A 20,113-nucleotide genomic window follows, 5' to 3' on the forward strand; every position below is an offset into this window, starting at 1 on the left:
ACCACCAAGTGAGGGGCCCGGCACCCTGCGGGGAGCCGGGCCCCGGGTTCACGACAAGGCCGCCACCCGGTCCCGGTACGTCCGCACGGCCGAGGCGTCCCGGTACGGCTCCAGCCGCCGCTCGAAGTCCCGTACGTACTCCACCGCCCGCACCGACCGCATCTCCATCGCCTGCTGCGCCGCCTCCGCTCCCAGCGCGCAGGCCTGGTCCAGCTCGCCCAGCCCCAGCCGGGCCGTGGCCAGCACCACCCGGCAGAACAGCCGGGACCGCGCGTACGCCGGCGCCCGCAACTGGAGCGACCGCTCCGCGTGCTGCGCCGAGGCCCGGTACTGCTGGAGGTCCCGGTGGCAGTGCCCGAACTCGTCCGCCAGCTGCGCCTCGTCGAAGTACCGCGCCCAGTGCGGCACGTCGTCCCCGGGCCGGGCCGCGCCCAGCGCCCGCTCGGCCCGCACCAGCGAGGCCGTCGACGCCCGCACCTCGCCGAGGACCGCGTGCCCCCGCGCCTCCGCCGAGTGCAGCAGCGCCTGCACCACCGGCGGGGGACCCGAGCCGACGCCCTGCTGGGCGACGCGGGCCAGCTGCACCGCCTCCCGGCCGTGGCCCAGGTAGACCGCCTGCCGGCTCATGGTGACCAGCACGTACGAGCCGTACGGCCGGTCCCCGGCGGCCTGGGCGAGCCGCAGCGCCTGCACGAAGTACCGCTGGGCGAGACCGTGCGCGGCGATGTCGTACGAGGTCCAGCCCGCGAGCCGGGTCAGGTCGGCGGCGGCCGAGAACAGCCGTCGCCCGGTGGTCTCCCCGTAGGTCCCCCGGAGCATCGGCTCGGCCTCGTGCTCCAGGTACCGGACCAGGGCCTGCCGGGCGTGCCCGCCGCCGTAGGCGTGGTCCAGGGCGCGGAAGAGCTCGCTCACCGAGCGCAGCGCCGCGATGTCCCCGCCCGTCACCCGTTGCCCGGGCCCCCGGTCGATCTGCCGCTGCCGGGGCACCGAGGATCGCCCCTGCACCGGAACCCGGGCCGCCACCGGGTCCGCGCCCCGCCCCACCCGTTCATCGGCCCGCCCGATCAGCCAGTCCCGGCTGGGCACGACCAGCCCGGCCGGGGTGAAGGCGATCTTCCGGAGCTCGGCGTGGGATCCGGAGTCCTTGCGCCACAGGCCGCTGGCGATGTCCACGGCCTCCTCCGGGGTCGCCGCGAACTCCAGGCCCGCGTAGACGGGCGCGCAGGCGTCCAGGCCCAGATCCTGCGCGGAGAGCCGCCGCCCGAGCCGCCGGGTGAAGACCTCGGCGATCAGCGCGGGGGTGGTCCCGCGCGGCTGCTGCCCGCGCAGCCATCGGGTCACGGAGGTTTTGTCGTACCGCAGATCGAGACCGTGTTCCAGGCCGAGCTGATCGACGCGGCGGGCTAGCCCGGCGTTGGAGAACCCGGCTTCCGCGATCAGCGCCGCGAGCTGCCGGTTGGGGACGCGCTGGGCAGGTCGTTCCGTCATCGGCTCCACGGTTTCCGTACGTGACGGACCGGAGTCCCGGCCCTGTGAACGGCGTGAATGTAGCGGCGAACCTCGTCCACACCGCCCTCTCTGCCCCACATTCATCCGATCGTGTGCAGAATCGGTAGGACCCTTTACGGACTGACCCCTTCCGTCCGCGTACGCTGCGCCCATGACCCGCCGGCCCCACCGTGCGCGCCTTCCCCAGGAGCGTTCCGAATCCACCGCTCCGCTGTCTCCGCCCGAGCTGACCGAGGCGGAGTGCCGCAGGTGCGGTACCTACATCGCGGGGCTCGACGGCCGGTACGCGTGCGGGGTGTGCGGCTGGGTCAACGACCACTCGGAGGGCCACCGGCGGCTGCCGACGGCGGACGAGGACCCGGACCGGCCGCCGAAGGGCCGGCGCCGGCCCAAGCAGCTGCCGTGGCCCCCTCCGGAGCCTCCGGAAGGGCCGCCGTACCCTTGCTGAGTGCGATACGTGCACACAGCAGGTTCAACGAGGAGGCGCTGCGGTGGCTGAGCTTGGGTTTGTCCATCTGGGCTTCGGACCGGAATCCGTCGAGTACACCCGGGCCTGGGAAGAGCAGCGCCGGGTGCACACCGCCCGCTTCGCGGACGAGATCGAGGACACCTGCCTGCTGCTGGAGCACCTGCCGGTGTACACGGCCGGCCGGCGCACCGACCCCAGCGAGCGCCCCCTCGACGGCACGCCCGTAGTCGACGTGGACCGCGGCGGCAAGATCACCTGGCACGGCCCGGGCCAGCTGGTCGGCTACCCGATCATGAAGCTGCCCCGCCCGGTGGACGTGGTCGCCCACGTCCGCCGCCTGGAGGAGGCTCTGATCCGCACCGCCGCCGAGTTCGGCCTGGAGACCACCCGCGTCGAGGGCCGCAGCGGCGTCTGGGTCCTGGGCGACCCCATCGAGGAGCGCCCCAAGATCGGCGGGCTCTCCCTCGACTTCGACCCCCGGATCGGCGACGACGAGTTCGACGCCCGTCTGAACGGCCCCGAGTACGCCCCGTCCAACGCCGGCCAGCGCCGCGAGGACCGCAAGCTCGCCGCCATCGGCATCCGCGTCGCCAAGGGCGTCACGATGCACGGCTTCGCGATCAACGTGAACCCCGACAACACCTGGTTCGACCGGATCGTCCCCTGCGGCATCCGCGACGCGGGTGTGACCTCGCTCTCGTACGAACTGGGTCGCGAGATCACCATCGCCGAGGTGCTGCCGGTCATCGAGCGCCACCTGAAGGACGTACTGGAGCACGCGGAGCTGAAGCCCCGCGAAACAGAGCCGGCCGCGAGCTAGCCGCCTGGGAATGGGTCCGGCCTCTCGCAGGTTGGCCGACGTAAGAGCGTACGAAATTACGGGCGTACCCTGGTGGGCGCCCGAACAATCGAAGTCACAGGGAGCCGGTCGTGTCCGCAGTCGCACCCGACGGACGCAAGATGCTGCGCCTGGAGGTCCGTAACGCCCAGACCCCCATCGAGCGCAAGCCCGAGTGGATCAAGACCCGGGCGAAGATGGGTCCCGAGTACACCAAGATGCAGGCCCTGGTGAAGGGCGAAGGACTGCACACGGTGTGCCAGGAAGCCGGTTGTCCGAACATCTACGAGTGCTGGGAGGACCGCGAGGCCACCTTCCTCATCGGTGGCGACCAGTGCACCCGGCGCTGTGACTTCTGCCAGATCGACACCGGCAAGCCCGAGGCCCTGGACCGGGACGAGCCGCGCCGTGTCGGCGAGTCCGTGGTCACCATGGACCTGAACTACGCCACCATCACCGGCGTCGCGCGCGACGACCTGGCGGACGGCGGCGCCTGGCTGTACGCGGAGACCGTGCGCCAGATCCACCAGCAGACGGCCGGCCGCGAGGCCGGGCACACCAAGGTCGAGCTGCTGGCCCCCGACTTCAACGCGGTCCCGGAGCTGCTGGAGGAGGTCTTCGCCTCCCGCCCCGAGGTCTTCGCGCACAACGTCGAGACGGTGCCGCGGATCTTCAAGCGGATCCGCCCCGGCTTCCGCTACGAGCGCTCGCTCGAGGTGATCACCAAGGCGCGCGCCTACGGCCTGGTCACCAAGTCGAACCTGATCCTCGGCATGGGCGAGGAGCGCGAGGAGGTCTCGCAGGCCCTGAAGGACCTGCACGAGGCCGGCTGCGAGCTCATCACCATCACCCAGTACCTGCGGCCCTCGCCGCGGCACCACCCCGTGGAGCGCTGGGTGAAGCCGGCCGAGTTCGTGGAGCTGGCGAAGGAGGCCGAGGAGATCGGCTTCTCCGGCGTGATGTCCGGCCCGCTGGTCCGGTCGTCGTACAGGGCCGGGCGTCTCTACACCCAGGCGATGGAGAAGCGCAGCCGAGCTGAAGCGTAGGTTGCGGGTCTGCCCGAGGTACGAGGGCGGGCACGCGGCCGGAGCGGTAGCGAGGCGGAGCTCGACCAGTGGAGCGAGAAGCGCGCGTCGGCCGTGTGAACTCGCGCACAAAACCTTACTAGGCAGTAACACCGCATCGGCGCGGCCCCTAGGCTCTTTCACAGGAAGAGCCCGGTGGGCCGCGTCAATGTTTCGAAAACGTTTGACCAGCTGGTCATGCGCTGGTAACACCAATCAGTGACGATGGATCCACGCACCGCACACACCCCCGCACGCCATGCAGACGTGAGCACCGTGAAAGGGATCGACATCATGCAGGCCGCGCCCGTACGCGCCATCGCCATCCCGACCTTCTCCGACGCCTTCCGCGGCATCGAGTCGCTGCTCATGAGCGGCGCCCGGCGCAACGCCTGGACGGCGGTGCTGGAGGACCGCCGCAGGGCCAAGGATCGGGTCGAAACCGAACACGTACTTGAGGCCGCGGCGACCCGGACCCCGCAGGCCACGTAAACTTCGCTTTATGGCGAGGAAGTCAAACGCAGAGACTGCTGCGAACCCCGGGCGACTGAAGCAGATCGCCCTGACGTACAAGATGACGCGCAAGGCCGACCCGAAGGTCGGTCTGATCGTCGCGGGCGTGGGAATCGTCACCTTCGGTGTCTTTCTTGCGATCGGCTTCCTGATCGGCCACCCGGTCTACCTGGGCATCCTGGGCTTCCTGGTGGCGTTCCTCGCAATGGCGATCGTCTTCGGACGACGGGCCGAGCGGGCTGCCTTCGGGCAGATGGAGGGACAGCCGGGAGCGGCCGCGGCCGTACTGGACAACGTGGGCCGGGGCTGGACGACCACCCCCGCCGTCGCGATGACCCGGCAGCAGGACATCGTCCACCGGGCCGTCGGCAAGGCCGGCGTCGTGCTGATCGCGGAGGGCAACCCGAACCGGGTGAAGCCGCTGCTCGCGAACGAGAAGAAGAAGCTGGCCCGGATCATGCCGGACGTGCCGGTGCACACCTTCATCGTGGGCACGGGCGAGGGCGAGGTGCCGCTCAAGAAGGTGCGCACCACCCTGCTCAAGCTGCCGCGCGTGCTGGCCGGCCCGCAGATCACCGAGGTCAACGACAAGCTGCGTGCCATGGGTGATCTCATGAGCAACATGCCGCTGCCGAAGGGCCCGATGCCCAAGGGCATGCGGATGCCGCGCGGCGGAAAGATGCGCTGACCCGCTGAGCTGATTTTCGTATACGACACAGGGGCGCCCCCCGAACCGGCCGGTTCGGGGGGCGCCCCTGTGTCGTAGGTCTTCTCAGATGCGGACCTGCACGGCGCGCGCCAGCCGGTCGTGCAGGCCGCGGCCGTCCCGGTCCCAGATCAGCGCCGGGATGACCAGGGCCAGCAGCGCCGTGCGCAGCACCACCCGGCCGATGCCGAGGCGGCCGCCGCCCTCCGCGATCACCCGGAGTCCCACGATCCGCTTGCCGGGGGTGAAGCCCACGGTGCCGACCGTCAGGATGCTCAGGGCGACGAAGAGGCCGAGCGTCCAGTTCCCCGTAGCGCCCAGGTTGCCGCCCGTGATGAGCCCGTACGCAATCACCTGGCAGCCGACCCAGTCGAGGAGGACGGCCCCGAGCCGGCGGCCGAACCGCGCCGCGGAGCCGGGCCCCTGCTGCGGCAGGCCGAGCCGCTGACCCGGATGGCCGAAGTCGACGCCCATCTCCTCCGCGGCCGCGCGAGGGCCGGAGAGCCACGATCCGATTGCTTGCCTGTTGTCCACCCGAACACGGTACCGGTGCGGCCTCGCGGCCTTCGGACGGGACCCTGGTTAACTTGTGCGAAACAAATGGGTCATGCTTGAGAAATCCCGTCTGCTTATGGTCGGGTCAGCGTGCGGCACCGCACTGACGCACCACGAGCTATAAAGCCCGTCCCTCCCCCGGGACCGGGAGTAGGAGGAGTTGGATGTTCCAGAACGCCGACGAAGTGAAGCAGTACATCGAGGAGAACGACGTCAAGTTCGTCGACGTCCGCTTCTGCGACCTGCCTGGTGTGATGCAGCACTTCACCATTCCGGCGCGGGCGTTCGACCCGGCGGAGGAGCTCGCCTTCGACGGATCCTCCATCCGTGGCTTCCAGGCGATCCACGAGTCCGACATGGCGCTGCGTGCCGACATCACCACCGCGCGCCTGGACCCGTTCCGCAAGGACAAGACGCTCAACATCAACTTCTTCATCCACGACCCGATCACGGGTGAGGCCTACAGCCGCGACCCGCGCAACATCGCGAAGAAGGCCGAGGCGTACCTCGCCTCGACCGGCATCGCCGACACCGCGTTCTTCGGCCCCGAGGCCGAGTTCTACGTGTTCGACAGCGTGCGCTTCGCGACCTCCGCGAACGAGGGCTTCTACCACATCGACTCCGAGGCCGGCGCCTGGAACACCGGTTCCGAGGAGAACAACCGCGGCTACAAGGTCCGCTACAAGGGTGGTTACTTCCCCGTAGCCCCGGTCGACCACTTCGCCGACCTGCGCGCCGAGATCTCCCTCGAGCTGGACGCCCAGGGCCTCCAGGTCGAGCGCCAGCACCACGAGGTCGGCACCGGTGGCCAGGCCGAGATCAACTACAAGTTCAACACGCTGCTGGCCGCGGCCGACGACCTGATGCTCTTCAAGTACGTCGTGAAGAACGTCGCCTGGCGCAACGGCAAGACCGCGACCTTCATGCCGAAGCCGATCTTCGGTGACAACGGCTCGGGCATGCACGTGCACCAGTCGCTGTGGGCGAACGGCGACCCGCTGTTCTACGACGAGGCCGGCTACGCGGGCCTGTCGGACACCGCGCGCTACTACATCGGCGGCATCCTCAAGCACGCCCCGTCGCTGCTGGCGTTCACCAACCCGACGGTGAACTCCTACCACCGCCTGGTGCCGGGCTTCGAGGCGCCGGTCAACATGGTGTACTCGCAGCGCAACCGCTCCGCCGCCATGCGCATCCCGATCACGGGCTCGAACCCGAAGGCCAAGCGCGTCGAGTTCCGCGCTCCGGACCCGTCCTCGAACCCGTACCTCGCCTTCTCGGCGCTGCTCCTCGCGGGCCTCGACGGCATCAAGAACAAGATCGAGCCGATGGAGCCGATCGACAAGGACCTCTACGAGCTCTCGCCCGACGAGCACGCGAGCGTCCCGCAGGTCCCGACCAGCCTCGAGGACGTCCTCAAGGCCCTGGAGGCCGACCACGAGTACCTCCTGGCCGGCGGTGTCTTCACCCCCGACCTGATCGAGACCTGGATCGACTACAAGCGCACGCACGAGATCGCCCCGATCCAGCTGCGTCCGCACCCGCACGAGTTCGAGCTCTACTTCGACCTCTAAAAATGCCTGATGGGAGGCCCCCCGCCGCACTCCACGGAGTGCGGCGGGGGGCCTTTCTGCTTTGACAGCCCGCCGAGCCCGGGCGAGGGTGGAAATGACCCTAAAGGCCCGATAAGGGATATATGTTCGGAGGTGCATGAAGATGCGCCGTAGGATCGTCGCGGCAGCCATGGCGGGCGCCGCAGGAGTCGCGATCGGCCTGATGCCGGTCGGCATAGCTTCCGCCAGTTCCACCGGTGGTGGCGGTTCGTGGAGGTGCTCGGACGGGCGTTGGAACGACTGGCGCTGGGACGAATGCTGCAACCGCGACTGGCGGGACCGCCCGAGCTGGTGCTGGGACGACGGCGGAGTCGGCGGCAACGGAGGCAACGGCCGCTACGACCGTTACGACTGGGGCAACTGGAACGACTCGAACTGGCGTGACTGGAACTGGAACGACTCCGGCCGTGGCGGCAACGGTAACTGGGGTAACGACGACTGGGGCAACGGTCGCGGCGGTGACGGCGACTGGGGCAACGGCCGTGGTGGCAACGGCAACGGTGACTGGGGCAACGGCGGTGGCGGCGGCAACGGCGACTGGGGCGGAGGTGGCGGCGGCGGCAACGGCGACTGGGGTGGCGGCCGCTGACGCAGGTCAGGACACAGGCTGAAGCAGGTCAAGGCACCCAGGGCCACCGGGCCGATCCGATGCCCCTGTTCCGCTGAGCTCAGCGGAACAGGGGCATCGCGCCTGTGAGGTCGCGCAGGCAGCGGACCGCGAGTTCGGCGGGGGAGCCGGGGCCCGAGACGGGGTCGTCCGTGGTCGACCACAGCTCCAGGGAGATCCGGATCGCGTCCGTCGCCGCCGCGGCGAGCAGGCGGACATCGAGGGGGTCGGCAGCCGGGCCCGCCAGCCGCGCGACCACCGGGACCAGGCGCTCCTCGGAGTCCTGGTTGACGCGGTACCAGACCGCCCGCAGAGCCTGGTCGGTCGCCGCCGCGCGCAGCAGGCCGCGGGTCACCTCCAGGCCTTCCTCTATCGCCTGGAGGTCGCTCAGCGACCGCGTGACCGCGCGTTCCAGGGCCTCGGCGAGCGGCGTGCCGGGGTCCTCTTCGGCGAGCAGGGCGCGCCAGGCGTCGCCGCCGCCCGCGAGCAGCGGGGCCACCGCCTCCTGCTTGTTGCGGAAGTAGCGGTAGAACGTACGCAGCGCCACGCCCGCGCGGTGGGCGATGTCCTCGGCGGTCGTGCCGTCGGGGCCGTGCTCGGCGAAGAGTTCGCAGGCCGCGCGGGCGATGTCGAGCTGGGTGGCGGCCTTGCGGCGCTCGGTCAGCGACTGGGCTCCGGGGCCGGCCTGGGGAGAGTACGGACGAGGGGATCTCACGCAGTGAAGCGTACCCCTCGGAAGCAAGCCTGATTGCACTCTTTGTCACCCTGGCAAAACGTGTCACCGCTTCGGTACGCTCACCCCATGAACCGTTACGAAGGACGTCGCGTCCTCATCACCGGCGGCGGCTCCGGCATTGGCCAGGCCACCGTCCACCGCATCCTCGCCGAGGGCGGCCGAGTCCACACGGCCGACGTCAGCGAGGCCGGTCTCAAGGCCACCGCCGAGCGGGCCGCCTCGGACGGTACGGCGGACCGCCTCACCACCGCCGTCCTGGACATATCCGACGAGAACGCGGTCAAGGAGGGCGTGGCCGCCGCGGTCGACGCCCTCGGCGGGATCGACGTACTGGTCAACGCCGCCGGCATCCTGCGCTCCGCGCACACCCACCAGACCACGCTCGACCTCTGGAACCAGGTCATCGGGGTCAACCTGACCGGCACCTTCCTGATGATCCGCGAAGCGCTCCCGGCGCTGCTGGCGGGCGACCAGCCGGTCGTCGTGAACTTCAGCTCCACCTCGGCGTCCTTCGCCCACCCCTACATGTCCGCCTACGCGGCCAGCAAGGGCGGCATCCAGTCCATGACCCACGCGCTGGCGGCCGAGTACAGCAAGCAGGGCCTGCGCTTCGTGGCCGTCGCGCCCGGCTCCATCGAGAGCGGCATGACCACCGGCAACGGCCCCGGCCTGCCCGAGGACACCGACTGGTCGCTCTTCGCCAAGCTCGCCCCGGCCATCGGCCAGGGCTTCGCCGGCCCGCAGACCGTGGCCGGCGTCGTCGCCATGCTGGGCTCCGAGGACGGCGCGTTCATCACCGGCACGGAGATCCGTATCGACGGCGGTACCCACTGCTGAGCGGCGGCCTCAGCCCCTGAAGCGGTCCCAGAGCCGGGGGAAGCGCTCCGCGAGCACGGCTTCGTTCTCGAAGTCCAGCGCGGCGCCCTCCGGCTCTGCCGGCTGCAGCGGGACGCCCAGGTCCGGCGCCACCGAGCCGGTCAGCTGCTCGTACGCCTCGTCGGCCGCGTACCCCAGCTCCTCGCCGTCACCGTCGATCTCCTCGTCGAACTCGCCCAGGAGCTCCGCGAGCTGGTCGGGATCGTGCACCCCGCCCTCGAAGACCTCCCGGCCCTGGCCGATCAGCCAGCAGCGGAAGTAGTCGAAGGCGTCGTCGCTCGCCCCGTCGAGCAGTACCCAGGCCGCGCCCCACAGGTCCCAGGTGTACGCCCGGTTGTACCGCGACTCGAAGTGCCGGGCGAAGTCCAGGACGGAGTCCGGGTCGAGCTGGGCCAGCCGCTCCACGAGCAGCTCGGCGTGTTCCTCGGGGTCGCCGTCGGCGGCCTCGCGGGTACGGTCGACGATCTCCCAGAACTCCGTCTCGTCCATCACCGCTCCAGCATCACGGGTTCGCCCCCGCGCCGCCACCGCGCGTACGGCGAAAGGCCGGTGTCCGACCCCTTCGGGGCGGACACCGGCCTTTCACGGTCGGTCACTCGGCTCAGAGGCCGTAGCGCTCCCGGGCCTCCTTGACGGAGGACGCCGGTACCTCGCCGCGACGGGCGAGCTGGGCCAGTGCGGCCACCACGATCGACTGCGCGTCGACACCGAAGTGGCGGCGGGCGCCCTCACGGGTGTCGGACAGACCGAAGCCGTCCGTGCCCAGCGAGGTCCAGTCCTGCTCCACCCACTGGCTGATCTGGTCCGGGACCTGACGCATCCAGTCGGACACGGCCAGGACCGGGCTCGTGACACCCTCCAGCGCGCGGGTGACGTACGGGGTGCGGACCTCGCCGCGCAGCAGCGCCTCGTCGCACTCCAGCGCCTCGCGGCGCAGCTCGCCCCAGGAGGTGGCGGACCAGACGTCGGCGGCCACGTTCCACTCGGCGGCGAGCAGCTTCTGTGCTTCCAGCACCCAGTGGATCGCGGTGCCGGAGGCCATCAGCTGGACCTTCGGGGCGTCCGCGGCCGGGGCCGCCTCCGCCAGGTCCGCCGCCGTGTTGAAGCGGTAGAGGCCCTTGAGGATGCCTTCCTCGACGCCCTCGGGCATCGCGGGCTGCACCTTCGGCTCGTTGTAGACCGTGAGGTAGTAGAAGACGTCTTCCGGCTGCTCGCCGTACATCCGGCGCAGACCGTCCTTGACGATCACCGCGATCTCGTACGCGAAGGCCGGGTCGTAGTTGAGCGACGCCGGGTTCGTGGACGCGATCAGGTGCGAGTGGCCGTCCGCGTGCTGCAGGCCCTCACCGGTCAGCGTGGTGCGGCCGGCGGTGGCGCCGACGATGAAGCCCTTGCCGAGCTGGTCGGCGAGCTGCCACATCTGGTCGGCGGTGCGCTGCCAGCCGAACATCGAGTAGAAGATGTAGAAGGGGATCATCGGCTCGCCGTGCGTCGCGTACGACGTGCAGGCGGCGATGAAATCGGCCATGGCGCCGGCCTCGGTGATCCCCTCGTTGAGGATCTGGCCGTCCTTGGCTTCCTTGTAGTACATGAGCTGGTCGCGGTCGACCGGCTCGTACGTCTGGCCCAGCGGCGAGTAGATGCCGGCCGACGGGAAGAGGGACTCCATACCGAAGGTACGGGCCTCGTCGGGGACGATCGGCACCCAGCGCTTGCCGGTCTCCTTGTCCCGCATCAGGTCCTTGACGAGCCGGACGAAGGCCATGGTGGTGGCCATCTCCTGCTTGCCGGAGCCCTTGAGCAGCGGGGCGAAGGAACGGTCCGCGGGGGCGGGCAGGGCCACGTGCTTGACCTTGCGGGCCGGGGCCGGACCGCCGAGGGCCGCGCGGCGCTCGTTCAGGTACTGCACCTCGGGGCTGTTCGCGCCCGGGTGGCCGTACGGGACCTGGCCGTCGGCGAAGGCGCTGTCCGGGATCGGGAGGCCAAGGAGGTCACGCATGTCCTTGAACTCGTCGATCGTCAGCTTCTTCATCTGGTGGTTCGCGTTCTTCGACTCGAACCCGGCACCCAGCGTGTAGCCCTTGACGGTCTGCGCGAGGATGACCGTCGGAGCGCCCTTGTGCTCCAGGGCGGCCTTGTACGCGGCGTAGACCTTGCGGGGCTCGTGGCCGCCGCGGGAGCTGTGGAAGCACTCGGCGATCTTCGTGTCGGAGAGCACGCCGGCCAGCTGCACGAGCTCGGCGTTGGCGCCGAAGAAGTGCTGGCGGATGTAGGCCACGTCGCGGGTCGCGTACGTCTGGAACTGCGCGTCGGGTACCTCGCGCAGGCGGCGTACCAGGGCGCCCGTGGTGTCGAGCTGGAACAGCTCGTCCCAGGCGGAGCCCCACAGCGACTTGATGACGTTCCAGCCGGCGCCGCGGAACTGGGCCTCCAGCTCCTGGACCACGCGGAAGTTGGCGCGGACCGGACCGTCGAGGCGCTGCAGGTTGCAGTTGATGACGAAGGTCAGGTTGTCGAGCTGCTCGCGGGAGGCGAGGGCCAGGGCGGCGGTCGACTCGGGCTCGTCCATCTCGCCGTCGCCCAGGAAGGCCCAGACGTGCGAGTTGGCGGTGTCCTTGATGCTCCGGTTCTGCAGGTAGCGGTTGAAGCGCGCCTGGTAGATCGCGGAGAGCGGGCCGAGGCCCATGGAAACCGTCGGGAACTCCCACAGCCACGGCAGGCGCCGCGGGTGCGGGTAGGACGGCAGGCCGTTGCCGCCGGACTCCTGGCGGAAGTTGTCGAGCTGCTGCTCGGAGATCCGGCCGTCGAGGAAGGCGCGGGCGTAGATGCCGGGGGAGGCGTGGCCCTGGATGTAGAGCTGGTCGCCCGATCCGTCGGCCTCCTTCCCGCGGAAGAAGTGCTGGAAGCCGGTCTCGTACAGCCACGCGGCGGAGGCGAAGGTGGCGATGTGGCCGCCGACGCCGTACTTGGAGCCGCGGGTCACCATGGCGGCCGCGTTCCAGCGGTTCCAGGCGGTGATCCTGGCTTCCATCGCCTCGTCACCCGGGAACTCGGGCTCCGCGGCGGTGGGGATGGTGTTGACGTAGTCCGTCTCCAGCAGCTTCGGCAGGGCGAGGCCGGCGGCCTCGGCGTGCTGGAGGGTGCGGCGGAGCAGGTATTCGGCGCGGCGCGTACCGGCGGCCTGGGCGACGGCGTCGAGGGAGGCCGCCCATTCGGCGGTCTCCTCGGTGTCGCGGTCCGGGAGCTGGTCGAGCTCGCTCGGAAGCTTTCCTACGGGGTCGGACATCGGTGTGCGCCGCCTTCCGGACAAAGGAGAGGTGGTGAAAAAATCCCTGACGGGCAGGACAGGGTCGTTGGACCTGGTTGAGGCCCGCCGATGACTGTAAATCGCTGATCGATGATCGATCAAATGAAAGTGACAAAGAAACGTCCATCTGACGAAAGTCGGCACCGCGTGCCAGGAGATAAGGCACCCGGTGCCGGTCGAATGGGGGCAATACGGGCGGGCTCACGCCCTCGGGGCGCACCCCAGAACGTGCCGCTTCACGAGCAGACCGATCTCCGGGTCCTGGCTGCGGAACGCCTCGACGAGGGCCTCGTGCTCCTCCGCGTAGGACTTCTGGACCGTTCCCAGCCAGCGGATGGACAGGGCCGTGAACACCTCGATGCCCAGGCTCTCCCAGGTGTGCAGCAGCACGCTGTTCCCGGCCGCCCGCACCATCTCCCGGTGGAAGCCCACCGTGTGCCGCACCTGCGCCGTGCCGTCCTCGCTGCGGTCGGCCTCCCACAGGGCGGCGACGTGCGGCTCCAGCGCCGAGCAGTCCGCCGCCAGCCGGGGCGCGGCCAGCTCGGCCGCGATCTGCTCCAGACCGGCCCGGACCGGGTAGATCTCCTCCAGGTCCGCCGCGGACAGGTTCCGTACGCGCACGCCCTTGTTCGGCGCCGACTCGATCAGCCGCAGCGTCTCCAGCTCGCGCAGGGCCTCGCGTACGGGCGTCTGGCTGACCTCCAGCTCCACGGCGATCCGGCGCTCGACGATCCGCTCGCCGGGCTTCCAGCGCCCGCTGACGATCCCCTCCACGATGTGCTCGCGGATCTGCTCGCGCAGCGAGTGCACGACGGGTGGGGTGATCATCCGGGCTTCATCTCCTGTGGGGGCATGCAGAGCTCTGATGCGTAGACAATACGGCGCAGTAGCCCGGCGCGAAGCGTTCCCGGTCAGGGACTCCGGGTGAGGCTGGTTACAAGGGCCGGTTACGCGGCCAGGAGGCTCTGGATGAGGGCGCTCAGGGCTGCGGCGTGCGTGGGGTGCCGCCCGATGAGCACGGCGACCTCGGAGATGACCCGGTCCCGGTCGGCGGGTTCGGCGGGGGGCCAGACCGTGGGCGCGGGCGGGTCCCCCGCCAGGATGCCGGCGAGGGCGAGGTGGGCCGTGCCGGTGAAGTGCTCCTGGTGGGTGAAGAGCTCCAGGAGGGCGATGGCATGCAGGAGGTCGGGATCGGCCTCGGGGGCGTTCAAGAGCTGCTGGAGCCGGTCGTGGAGGGAGGGGCGATCCTCGATGTGCCGGTAGGCGGCGGGGACTCCGTCCGCGCGGGCGAGGGTGATCAAGGCGTGATGCACGGCCGAATCGGCCGTATCGAGGCGGGAGCCGAGCCGTTCGAGGGCGTGGTCATGCAGGAGCGCCGCCGCGTGACGGGTGAGGTAGGCCTGCGATTCCTCCCAGGTCGAGAGGCCGGTCCACGTGTGGAGGAGTTCGGCGGTGAGGTAGGGGCGGAAGGCAATGTCCGGGCCGGCTGTCGCTGCCTCGCCCGCGATCCGCAGATGTTCCTCGGCGGTCTGGGTGAACAGAGCAAGCTCCTCCAATGCTGCCGCGACCTCGGCTGAGCAGAGATCTTCGGCGTGCTCCTCCCAGAAGGCCCGGGAGTCGGCCCAGGTCAGGCAATTGATCCAGTCGACGGCAAGCTCCATCGCGGCTTCCGGTATCGCCAGCCAGAGCGGGGGTTCGGCTCCGGTCATGTCGTGCCAGAGGGCGCTGACCTGCGAGGCGTTCGCGGGGTCGGCCTGGCTGAGGGTGCGCAGGAGATGCCGCGCGTGAAAAGCCGTCGTGTCCGCACCGTGCGCGAGGAGGATGAGGGTGCGGAAACCGATGCCGTCGTCCGCTTGGGCGACCTCGAACGCCGCGCGCCGTAGGGCCAGGTAGCGTGCCGCCTCCGCATGCGCTACCAGGGCACGCTCAGCGTTGGCGTAGGCCGCGAGTGAGTCCTGCACCGTGGCAACGTGCGTGAGGTTGTTGAGGGCGCTGGCGAGGTTGGGGAGGTAGGCGCCCGGGTCGGTGCTGGCGAGGTCCCTGTAGAGGGTGGTGGCTTCGGTGATGGTGGCCAGTGCGCCCTGCAGGTCTCCGGTCGCGCCTTGGAAGTTGGCGAGGTTGTTGAGGGACATCGCGAGGTTGGGGAGGTAGGCGGCCGGGTTGGTGCTGGCGAGGTCCCGGTAGAGGGTGGTGGCTTCGGTGATGGTGGCCAGTGCGCCCTGCAGGTCTCCGGTCGCGCCTTGGGCGGTGGCGAGGTTGTTGAGGGCGCCGGCGAGGTTGGGGAGGTAGGCGGCCGGGTTGGTGCTGGCGAGGTCCCGGTAGAGGGTGGTGGCTTCGGTGATGGTGGCCAGTGCGCCCTGCAGGTCTCCGGTCGCGCCTTGGGCGGTGGAGAGGTTGTTGAGGGCGCCGGCGAGGTTGGGGAGGTAGGCGGCCGGGTTGGTGCTGGCGAGGTCCCGGTAGAGGGTGGTGGCTTCGGTGCTGGCGGCCAGCGCGCCGTGGCTGTCTCCGAGCGCGCCTTGGGTGGCGGTGAGGTTGTTGAGGGCGCTGGCGAGGTTGGGGAGGTAGGCGGCCGGGTTGTCGTCGGCGAGGTCCCGGTACAGGCCGGTGGCCTCGGTGATGGTGGCCAGTGCGCCCTGCAGGTCCCCGGTCGCGCTCTGGAACTTGGCGAGGTTGTTGAGGGCGCCGGCGAGGTTGGGGAGGTAGGCGGCCAGGTTGGTGCTGGCGAGGTCCCTGCGGAGGGTGGTGGCTTCGGTGATGGTGGCCAGTGCGCCCTGCAGGTCTCCGGCCGCGCCTTGAGCGGTGGCGAGGTTGTTGAGGGACATGGCGAGGTCGGGGAGGTAGGCGGCCGGGTTGCTTTCGGCGAGGTCCCGGTACAGGTCGGCGGCCTGGGTGATGGTGGCCAGTGAGGCTTGCAGGTCCCCGGTGTCGCCTTGGAAGTTGGAGAGGTTGTTGAGGGACATGGCGAGGTCGGGGAGGTAGGCGGCCGGGTTGCTTTCGGCGAGGTCCCGGTACAGGTCGGCGGCTTCTGTGATGGTGGCCAGTGCGCCCCGTCGGTCTCCTGTACTGCCTTGCAAGTTGGCGAGGTTGTTGAGGGAGCCGGCGAGGTTGGGGAGGTAGGCGGCCGGGTTGTTGTCGGCGAGGTCCCGGTACAGGTCGGCGGCTTCTGTGATGGTGGCCAGTGCGCCCCGGCTGTCTCCGGTATCGCTCTGGGTGGTGGCGAGGTTGTTGAGGGCGCTGGCGAGGTTGGGGAGGTAGGCGGCCGGGTTGTTGTCGGCGAGGTCCCGGTACAGGTCGGCGGCTTCGGTGATGGTGGCCAGTGCGCCCCGTCGGTCTCCGGTGTCGCCTTGGAAGTTGGAGAGGTTGTTGAGGGACATGGCGAGGTCGGGGAGGTAGGCGGCCGGGTTGCTTTCGGCGAGGTCCCGGTACAGGTCAGCGGCTTCTGTGATGGTGGCCAGTGCGCCCTGTCGGTCTCCGGTCGCGCCTTGGGCGGTGGCGAGGTTGTTGAGGGCGCCGGCGAGGCTGGGGAGGTAGGCGGCCGGATTGCGCTCGGCAAGGTCTCTGCGGAGGGAGGTGGCTTCGGTGGTGGTGGCCAGTGCACCCTGTCGGTCTCCGGCCTCGACTTGAGCGGCAGCGAGGTTGTTGAGGGACATGGCGAGGTCGGGAAGGTACACGGCCGGGTCGTTGTCGGCGAGGTCCCGATACAGGTCGGCGGCTTCCCGCGCTGGTGCGAGCGCATCCATGCGCCGCCCGGCCTGGGACAGGGAAAGCGACTTGATGACCAACGCCGCTGCGAGATCAGGGCGGAACAGGTTCTCCCGGAGGGCGACGAGTTCACGCACCAGTGCGATGCCGCGCCCGCCCGCCATGGCTGTGTGTGCCGCGAGCGCCCCGCGCAGGTAGGGGTTCGCCGCCTCGATCATCGTGGCGTCGGCGGTCTGCTCTCGCAGGAGGTCCACGAGCGCCCGCGCCACGCGGTACGCCGGGCCGGATTCCTCCGGGGTGTTCCGCAGGTGGCCGATGAACTCGCGGTGGTAGAGGCGGTACACCGCCTGCACACCGTCGGTGTCCTCCACGACGTAGCGGCCGTACGTGTTCAGCAGCCAGTCCACGTCCTCGGGGCCGTACGTGGCCCCACCGGAGGCGAGGGCCGAAGCCGCCGCCTCCCAGACCCCCCGCGCCGGCATGCCCTTGCCCGCGCTCCAGGCCAGGGCGGTCAGCAGGTCCTGTGCCGCGTGCGGAAGCCGTTCGCCGTCCCGTTCCCGCTGCAGCCCTTCCGCCAGGTCCTCGGTGAACGCGGCGCTGATCGAGGACGGGATGGCCTCCTCCCAATTCCAGCCCTCGCTACCTGAAGCGGCGAACCGCCTGATCACGGCGTCGGTCGCCATCCTGGCGAAGAGGAAGCCGCCGGTGTGGGCGGACGCGCGGTCCGCGATGAGACCGGCCGCCGTCGCCGCGTCCCCGGGCGGCAGCTCGCGCGCCTCCAACCGGCGCAGGCAGTACGTCCGGATGTCTTTCTCGGTGTCGGTCTCGTCGTCCAGGTCGAACGCCCGGGCCCGGACGTCCAGCAGTCGGCTCACCGCCTCGTCCAGCGGCTCCTGGAGTTCCTCCTGCGGGCGGAAGGGGCGGTCCCGGGAGCCGAGCAGCACGCAGACCAGGCGGCTCAGGGGGGCCAGGAGCTGTTCGACGATCGGGTAGGCCTGGTCGGGGGCCGCCTCGTCCAGGCCGTCCAGGACCAGGGCCGGGAGGCGGTCCCGGCAGGCCGCGGGCCACTTCTTCTCCACCTCGGCGATCAGCGCGGCGGGAGTCTGCGGGACGGGAAGGTCCAGTTCGCGGGCGATGGCCTCGGCCAGCTGCTGCACCGTGTAGCCCCGCAGGTGCAGGGAGGCGTCCACCGAGTCCTCGCCCGGATCCGGATCCTCGGGAGCGAGGGCCCCGTGCTCCAGGATGTCCGCCCGGTGGACGGGGTCGGACAGGGTCGCGATGCGGCCGAGGACGGCCGACTTGCCGCATCCCGCGCTGCCCGTCACCAGGAACAGGCCCGGCTGTCGTGCGTCCAGCCACTCGGTGATCTGCCCGAGCACGTTGCGGCGGCCGCTGAAGAACCAGCCCCCGTCGTCCACGGGCGCTCCACGGCTCGCCTGCACCAGGTGCTCGACCAGCTCCGGCTCCGAGGCGGTCTTCCGCAGCGGGTTGTCGAACATCAGCCGGGGCTCGCCGAACATGGCCGGAACCGGCTTGTGGCCGACCTCCTCGGGCCACTGGGCGAGCACGGTGTGGATGACCGTGGCACCGCTGACCTGCCCGTTCCGGCTGCTCCACTCGTGGCGGTAGTCCTCGCTGCCCGGGCCCTCGCGCAGCACCCGGGTGAGGGTTTCCAGCAGGACGCCCGCGGCCTCGGCCTTCTCCTGAGGACGGCTGCTCGCGAGCACCCCGAGCCAGCTGGATCGGCCCCGGGGCAGGTTCTTCGCGGACAGCTTGCCGAACGCCGTGTCCAGGGACTCCATGACCCCCGCGCCCGCATGACAGGTGTCGATGAGCAGCAGCATCTGGTCCGCCCCGCTGCGCACGGCCGCCTCCGTCAGGAGGTTGGCCGAATATGTCTCATCTCCGTACTGGGCGTCATCGGTGTCGTGCAGGACCAGGCGCAGCCCCCAGGAGTCGAGCACGCCGTGGCCGGACCAGAGGATGACAGCGGGGCCGCGGCCCTGTGCCGCGGTCCGGCCCGTTGCCCAGTCCTTCACCGCGGCCTTGATGTCCGGCTGCCCTGGGTCCGGCAGCACGGTCGGCGTGTAGCCGCGCTCCTCCAGGAGTGCGCACAGCTCCCGCATCTGGGAGATCGCGCCGGTCAGGGCACGGAACTTCTTCGAGTTCCGATAGTTTTCGACCACGATCCCGAGAGCCGTCCCCGAGATCTCGTCGGCGCGCTCACTCACCGGTTCCTCCCACCAGGGTCAGCGCCGTCACCGTCGTCTCCGCATGTGCGGTCACCCGTACCGCCAGCCGGTACGCCCCGGGGTCCGGCGCCGGAAAGGCCGCGATGTACCGGCCCTCGCCGAGGGGTCGCAGCGTCCGCTCGAGCTGCTGTGCGCCATCGGCCGCGCGGAGCTCTGCCGTGAGGTGGAGCGCGTCGTGGTCCGGGATCTCCGGCGGGACCGTCACCGCGACCTCGTAGGGGTCGCCGGGCTCCAGCAGCGGGGGAGCGAGCACGCTCAGCGGGACGTCGTCGTCCTCGCCGCGGTGGAAGGGGCGCTCGTGGCCCAGGAGGCCGCTCAGGGCGTCCCGTACGCCCCGGTTGTTCTGGAGGGAGCCGTGCTGCTCGCAGGGGGTGTGGGCCTCGTCGACCGCGTAACCGGTGTTGTCGGCGTTCGTGGGGCGCGCGGCGAGGCGGGGGACCGTGCCGTCGCCGCGTTCGTCGACGCCGCCGATGAGCCACAGCGGGGTCAGCCCGCCGTCGGTGATCTCCGCCGTCGTCAGGGTCGGCTGGCGGATGCCCGTGATGGCGTGCAGGTGGGTGGGGTCAGGGCGGTCGGCGGACCGGCGCAGGTCCGCGTGGAAGCGGGCCGCGTCCGCCAGCAGCTCCGGGTCGACACCGGGCAGGCCCGGCAGGTCACGGGCGTACGCGAGGCCTCCCGGGCCCGCCACGCACGCGTAGTCGGGAGCCAGCTGGTGCAGCGACGGCAGGCTGCGCGCGAACGCGCTGAGATCGACGCCCAAGGGTCCCCAGCCCTTGCGCAAGCCGTTGACCAGATGGCCGAGGGCGTCCAGGGAGCCGCGGTGCGGGGTGCCCAGGGTGATCAGGCGGCGGGTGACCTCGTGACCCCCGAGGAGTTCCACGTAGTGGCGGGCCACCAGCCCGCCCATGGAGTGGCAGATGAAGATCACCCTGGCGTCGCCGCGCTCGGGGGCGGAGGTCCGCCATCGTTCCAGCTCGCGGGCGACGACCTTCTTCAGCCGCTCCGCGTTGTAGCGGCACGACAGGCGCCAGTCGTACGGGAAGGGAACGAGGTTGCCCCCGAGGGACAGGCTGAAGGACCGCTCCAGCCAGCCCAGGAGGTCCGTATAGCCGTCGACCGGTTGCCAGATGCCGGGAATCGCGTGCACGTCGGGCATGACCCCGACGGGGACCACCCCGTCGCCGGGATGGTCGTTTCCGATGTCCTTCGGGAGGCACAGGCGCTTCACCGAGCCGCCGAAGGTGTGCAGGCCACGCCACAGGGCGCCGCCCGACAGGTCCCAGACCGGCTTGCCGTCGGCATCGGCCAGCCGGCTCCCCATGATGCCCGGCAGTACCACCACAAGATCGTTCACTCGTGCACGTGA

Annotated in this window: 16 protein-coding genes; 8 read left to right on the forward strand and 8 right to left on the reverse strand. The window is 70.4% G+C overall.

From position 1 onward, the window contains the following. Positions 1-48: 48 nt before the first annotated feature. Positions 49-1,488 carry a regulator gene (locus OHA89_RS26225; RefSeq protein ID WP_266610075.1) on the reverse strand — a complete coding sequence of 480 codons (1,440 nt, stop codon included), beginning with the start codon at positions 1,486-1,488 and terminating at the stop codon, positions 49-51. A gap of 172 nt (positions 1,489-1,660) precedes the next feature. On the opposite strand from OHA89_RS26225, the gene OHA89_RS26230 reads away from it, so the two are divergent. The 5 genes from OHA89_RS26230 (at position 1,661) to OHA89_RS26250 (ending at position 5,081) form a co-directional block, all read left to right on the forward strand. Continuing rightward, positions 1,661-1,957, forward strand: coding sequence for a hypothetical protein (locus tag OHA89_RS26230; protein WP_257556635.1), 297 nt, complete (start codon positions 1,661-1,663; stop codon positions 1,955-1,957). A 43-nt stretch (positions 1,958-2,000) separates the two neighbouring features. Beyond that, entirely contained in the window at positions 2,001-2,798 is a 798-nt protein-coding gene (gene lipB / locus OHA89_RS26235; protein WP_257556636.1) for a lipoyl(octanoyl) transferase LipB, read from the forward strand. A 110-nt stretch (positions 2,799-2,908) separates the two neighbouring features. Next, positions 2,909-3,862, forward strand: coding sequence for a lipoyl synthase (gene lipA / locus OHA89_RS26240; protein WP_266610077.1), 954 nt, complete (start codon positions 2,909-2,911; stop codon positions 3,860-3,862). Positions 3,863-4,174: 312 nt separating this feature from the next. After that, entirely contained in the window at positions 4,175-4,372 is a 198-nt protein-coding gene (locus OHA89_RS26245) for a hypothetical protein (protein WP_136215599.1), read from the forward strand. A gap of 10 nt (positions 4,373-4,382) precedes the next feature. Continuing rightward, on the forward strand, positions 4,383-5,081 hold the full coding sequence (locus OHA89_RS26250; RefSeq protein ID WP_215140637.1) for a DUF4191 domain-containing protein: 699 nt from the start codon (positions 4,383-4,385) through the stop codon (positions 5,079-5,081). Positions 5,082-5,165: 84 nt separating this feature from the next. Here the strand turns inward: OHA89_RS26250 and OHA89_RS26255 are convergent, their stop codons facing one another. Next, positions 5,166-5,633: an RDD family protein gene (locus tag OHA89_RS26255; RefSeq protein ID WP_406367264.1), complete on the reverse strand. Its 468-nt coding sequence runs from the start codon at positions 5,631-5,633 to the stop codon at positions 5,166-5,168. Between the two features lie 185 nt (positions 5,634-5,818). Between OHA89_RS26255 and glnA the strand changes: the two genes are divergently transcribed. Together glnA and OHA89_RS26265 are read left to right on the forward strand one after the other, a co-directional pair. Next, complete coding sequence (gene glnA, locus OHA89_RS26260) at positions 5,819-7,228, forward strand: type I glutamate--ammonia ligase (RefSeq protein ID WP_257556638.1); 1,410 nt, start codon at positions 5,819-5,821, stop codon at positions 7,226-7,228. 142 nt (positions 7,229-7,370) lie between these two features. Further along, on the forward strand, positions 7,371-7,856 hold the full coding sequence (locus OHA89_RS26265) for a hypothetical protein (protein WP_406367267.1): 486 nt from the start codon (positions 7,371-7,373) through the stop codon (positions 7,854-7,856). Positions 7,857-7,935: 79 nt separating this feature from the next. Here the strand turns inward: OHA89_RS26265 and OHA89_RS26270 are convergent, their stop codons facing one another. Continuing rightward, entirely contained in the window at positions 7,936-8,589 is a 654-nt protein-coding gene (locus tag OHA89_RS26270) for a TetR/AcrR family transcriptional regulator (protein WP_215140633.1), read from the reverse strand. Between the two features lie 87 nt (positions 8,590-8,676). Here OHA89_RS26270 and OHA89_RS26275 point away from each other — a divergent pair, with 87 nt between their 5' ends. After that, positions 8,677-9,447 (forward strand): SDR family NAD(P)-dependent oxidoreductase, encoded by a 771-nt coding sequence (locus OHA89_RS26275; RefSeq protein WP_266610081.1) that lies wholly within the window; start codon positions 8,677-8,679, stop codon positions 9,445-9,447. A gap of 9 nt (positions 9,448-9,456) precedes the next feature. On the opposite strand, the gene OHA89_RS26280 is transcribed toward OHA89_RS26275, so the two are convergent. The 5 genes from OHA89_RS26280 to OHA89_RS26300 form a co-directional block, all read right to left on the reverse strand. Further along, positions 9,457-9,975, reverse strand: a complete 519-nt coding sequence (locus OHA89_RS26280) for a DUF4240 domain-containing protein (RefSeq protein ID WP_215140631.1) — start codon at positions 9,973-9,975, stop codon at positions 9,457-9,459. Positions 9,976-10,087: 112 nt separating this feature from the next. Next, the gene (aceE, locus tag OHA89_RS26285) at positions 10,088-12,772 is read right to left on the reverse strand and encodes a pyruvate dehydrogenase (acetyl-transferring), homodimeric type (protein ID WP_266610082.1); all 2,685 of its coding nucleotides are present in this window, start codon (positions 12,770-12,772) and stop codon (positions 10,088-10,090) included. Between the two features lie 222 nt (positions 12,773-12,994). After that, positions 12,995-13,618 carry a GntR family transcriptional regulator gene (locus OHA89_RS26290; protein ID WP_215140754.1) on the reverse strand — a complete coding sequence of 208 codons (624 nt, stop codon included), beginning with the start codon at positions 13,616-13,618 and terminating at the stop codon, positions 12,995-12,997. A gap of 122 nt (positions 13,619-13,740) precedes the next feature. Then, positions 13,741-18,726, reverse strand: coding sequence for a caspase family protein (locus OHA89_RS26295; protein WP_406367269.1), 4,986 nt, complete (start codon positions 18,724-18,726; stop codon positions 13,741-13,743). Further along, entirely contained in the window at positions 18,719-20,101 is a 1,383-nt protein-coding gene (locus tag OHA89_RS26300) for a triacylglycerol lipase (protein WP_266610086.1), read from the reverse strand. Before OHA89_RS26300 ends, OHA89_RS26295 begins: the two co-directional genes overlap by 8 nt. Between the last annotated feature and the right edge of the window lie 12 nt (positions 20,102-20,113).

The sequence above is a fragment of the Streptomyces sp. NBC_01546 genome (assembly GCF_045208355.1).
Classification (GTDB): Bacteria; Actinomycetota; Actinomycetes; order Streptomycetales; family Streptomycetaceae; genus Streptomyces.

Bases quoted from the DNA above. Each gene is read 5' to 3' on its own strand.
- OHA89_RS26245 (WP_136215599.1), top strand. From the start codon at position 4,175: ATGCAGGCCGCGCCCGTACGCGCCATCGCCATCCCGACCTTCTCCGAC.
- glnA (WP_257556638.1), top strand. From the start codon at position 5,819: ATGTTCCAGAACGCCGACGAAGTGAAGCAGTACATCGAGGAGAACGAC.
- OHA89_RS26225 (WP_266610075.1), bottom strand. From the start codon at position 1,488: ATGACGGAACGACCTGCCCAGCGCGTCCCCAACCGGCAGCTCGCGGCG.
- OHA89_RS26265 (WP_406367267.1), top strand. From the start codon at position 7,371: ATGCGCCGTAGGATCGTCGCGGCAGCCATGGCGGGCGCCGCAGGAGTC.
- OHA89_RS26280 (WP_215140631.1), bottom strand. From the start codon at position 9,975: ATGGACGAGACGGAGTTCTGGGAGATCGTCGACCGTACCCGCGAGGCC.
- OHA89_RS26250 (WP_215140637.1), top strand. From the start codon at position 4,383: ATGGCGAGGAAGTCAAACGCAGAGACTGCTGCGAACCCCGGGCGACTG.
- OHA89_RS26230 (WP_257556635.1), top strand. From the start codon at position 1,661: ATGACCCGCCGGCCCCACCGTGCGCGCCTTCCCCAGGAGCGTTCCGAA.
- OHA89_RS26275 (WP_266610081.1), top strand. From the start codon at position 8,677: ATGAACCGTTACGAAGGACGTCGCGTCCTCATCACCGGCGGCGGCTCC.
- aceE (WP_266610082.1), bottom strand. From the start codon at position 12,772: ATGTCCGACCCCGTAGGAAAGCTTCCGAGCGAGCTCGACCAGCTCCCG.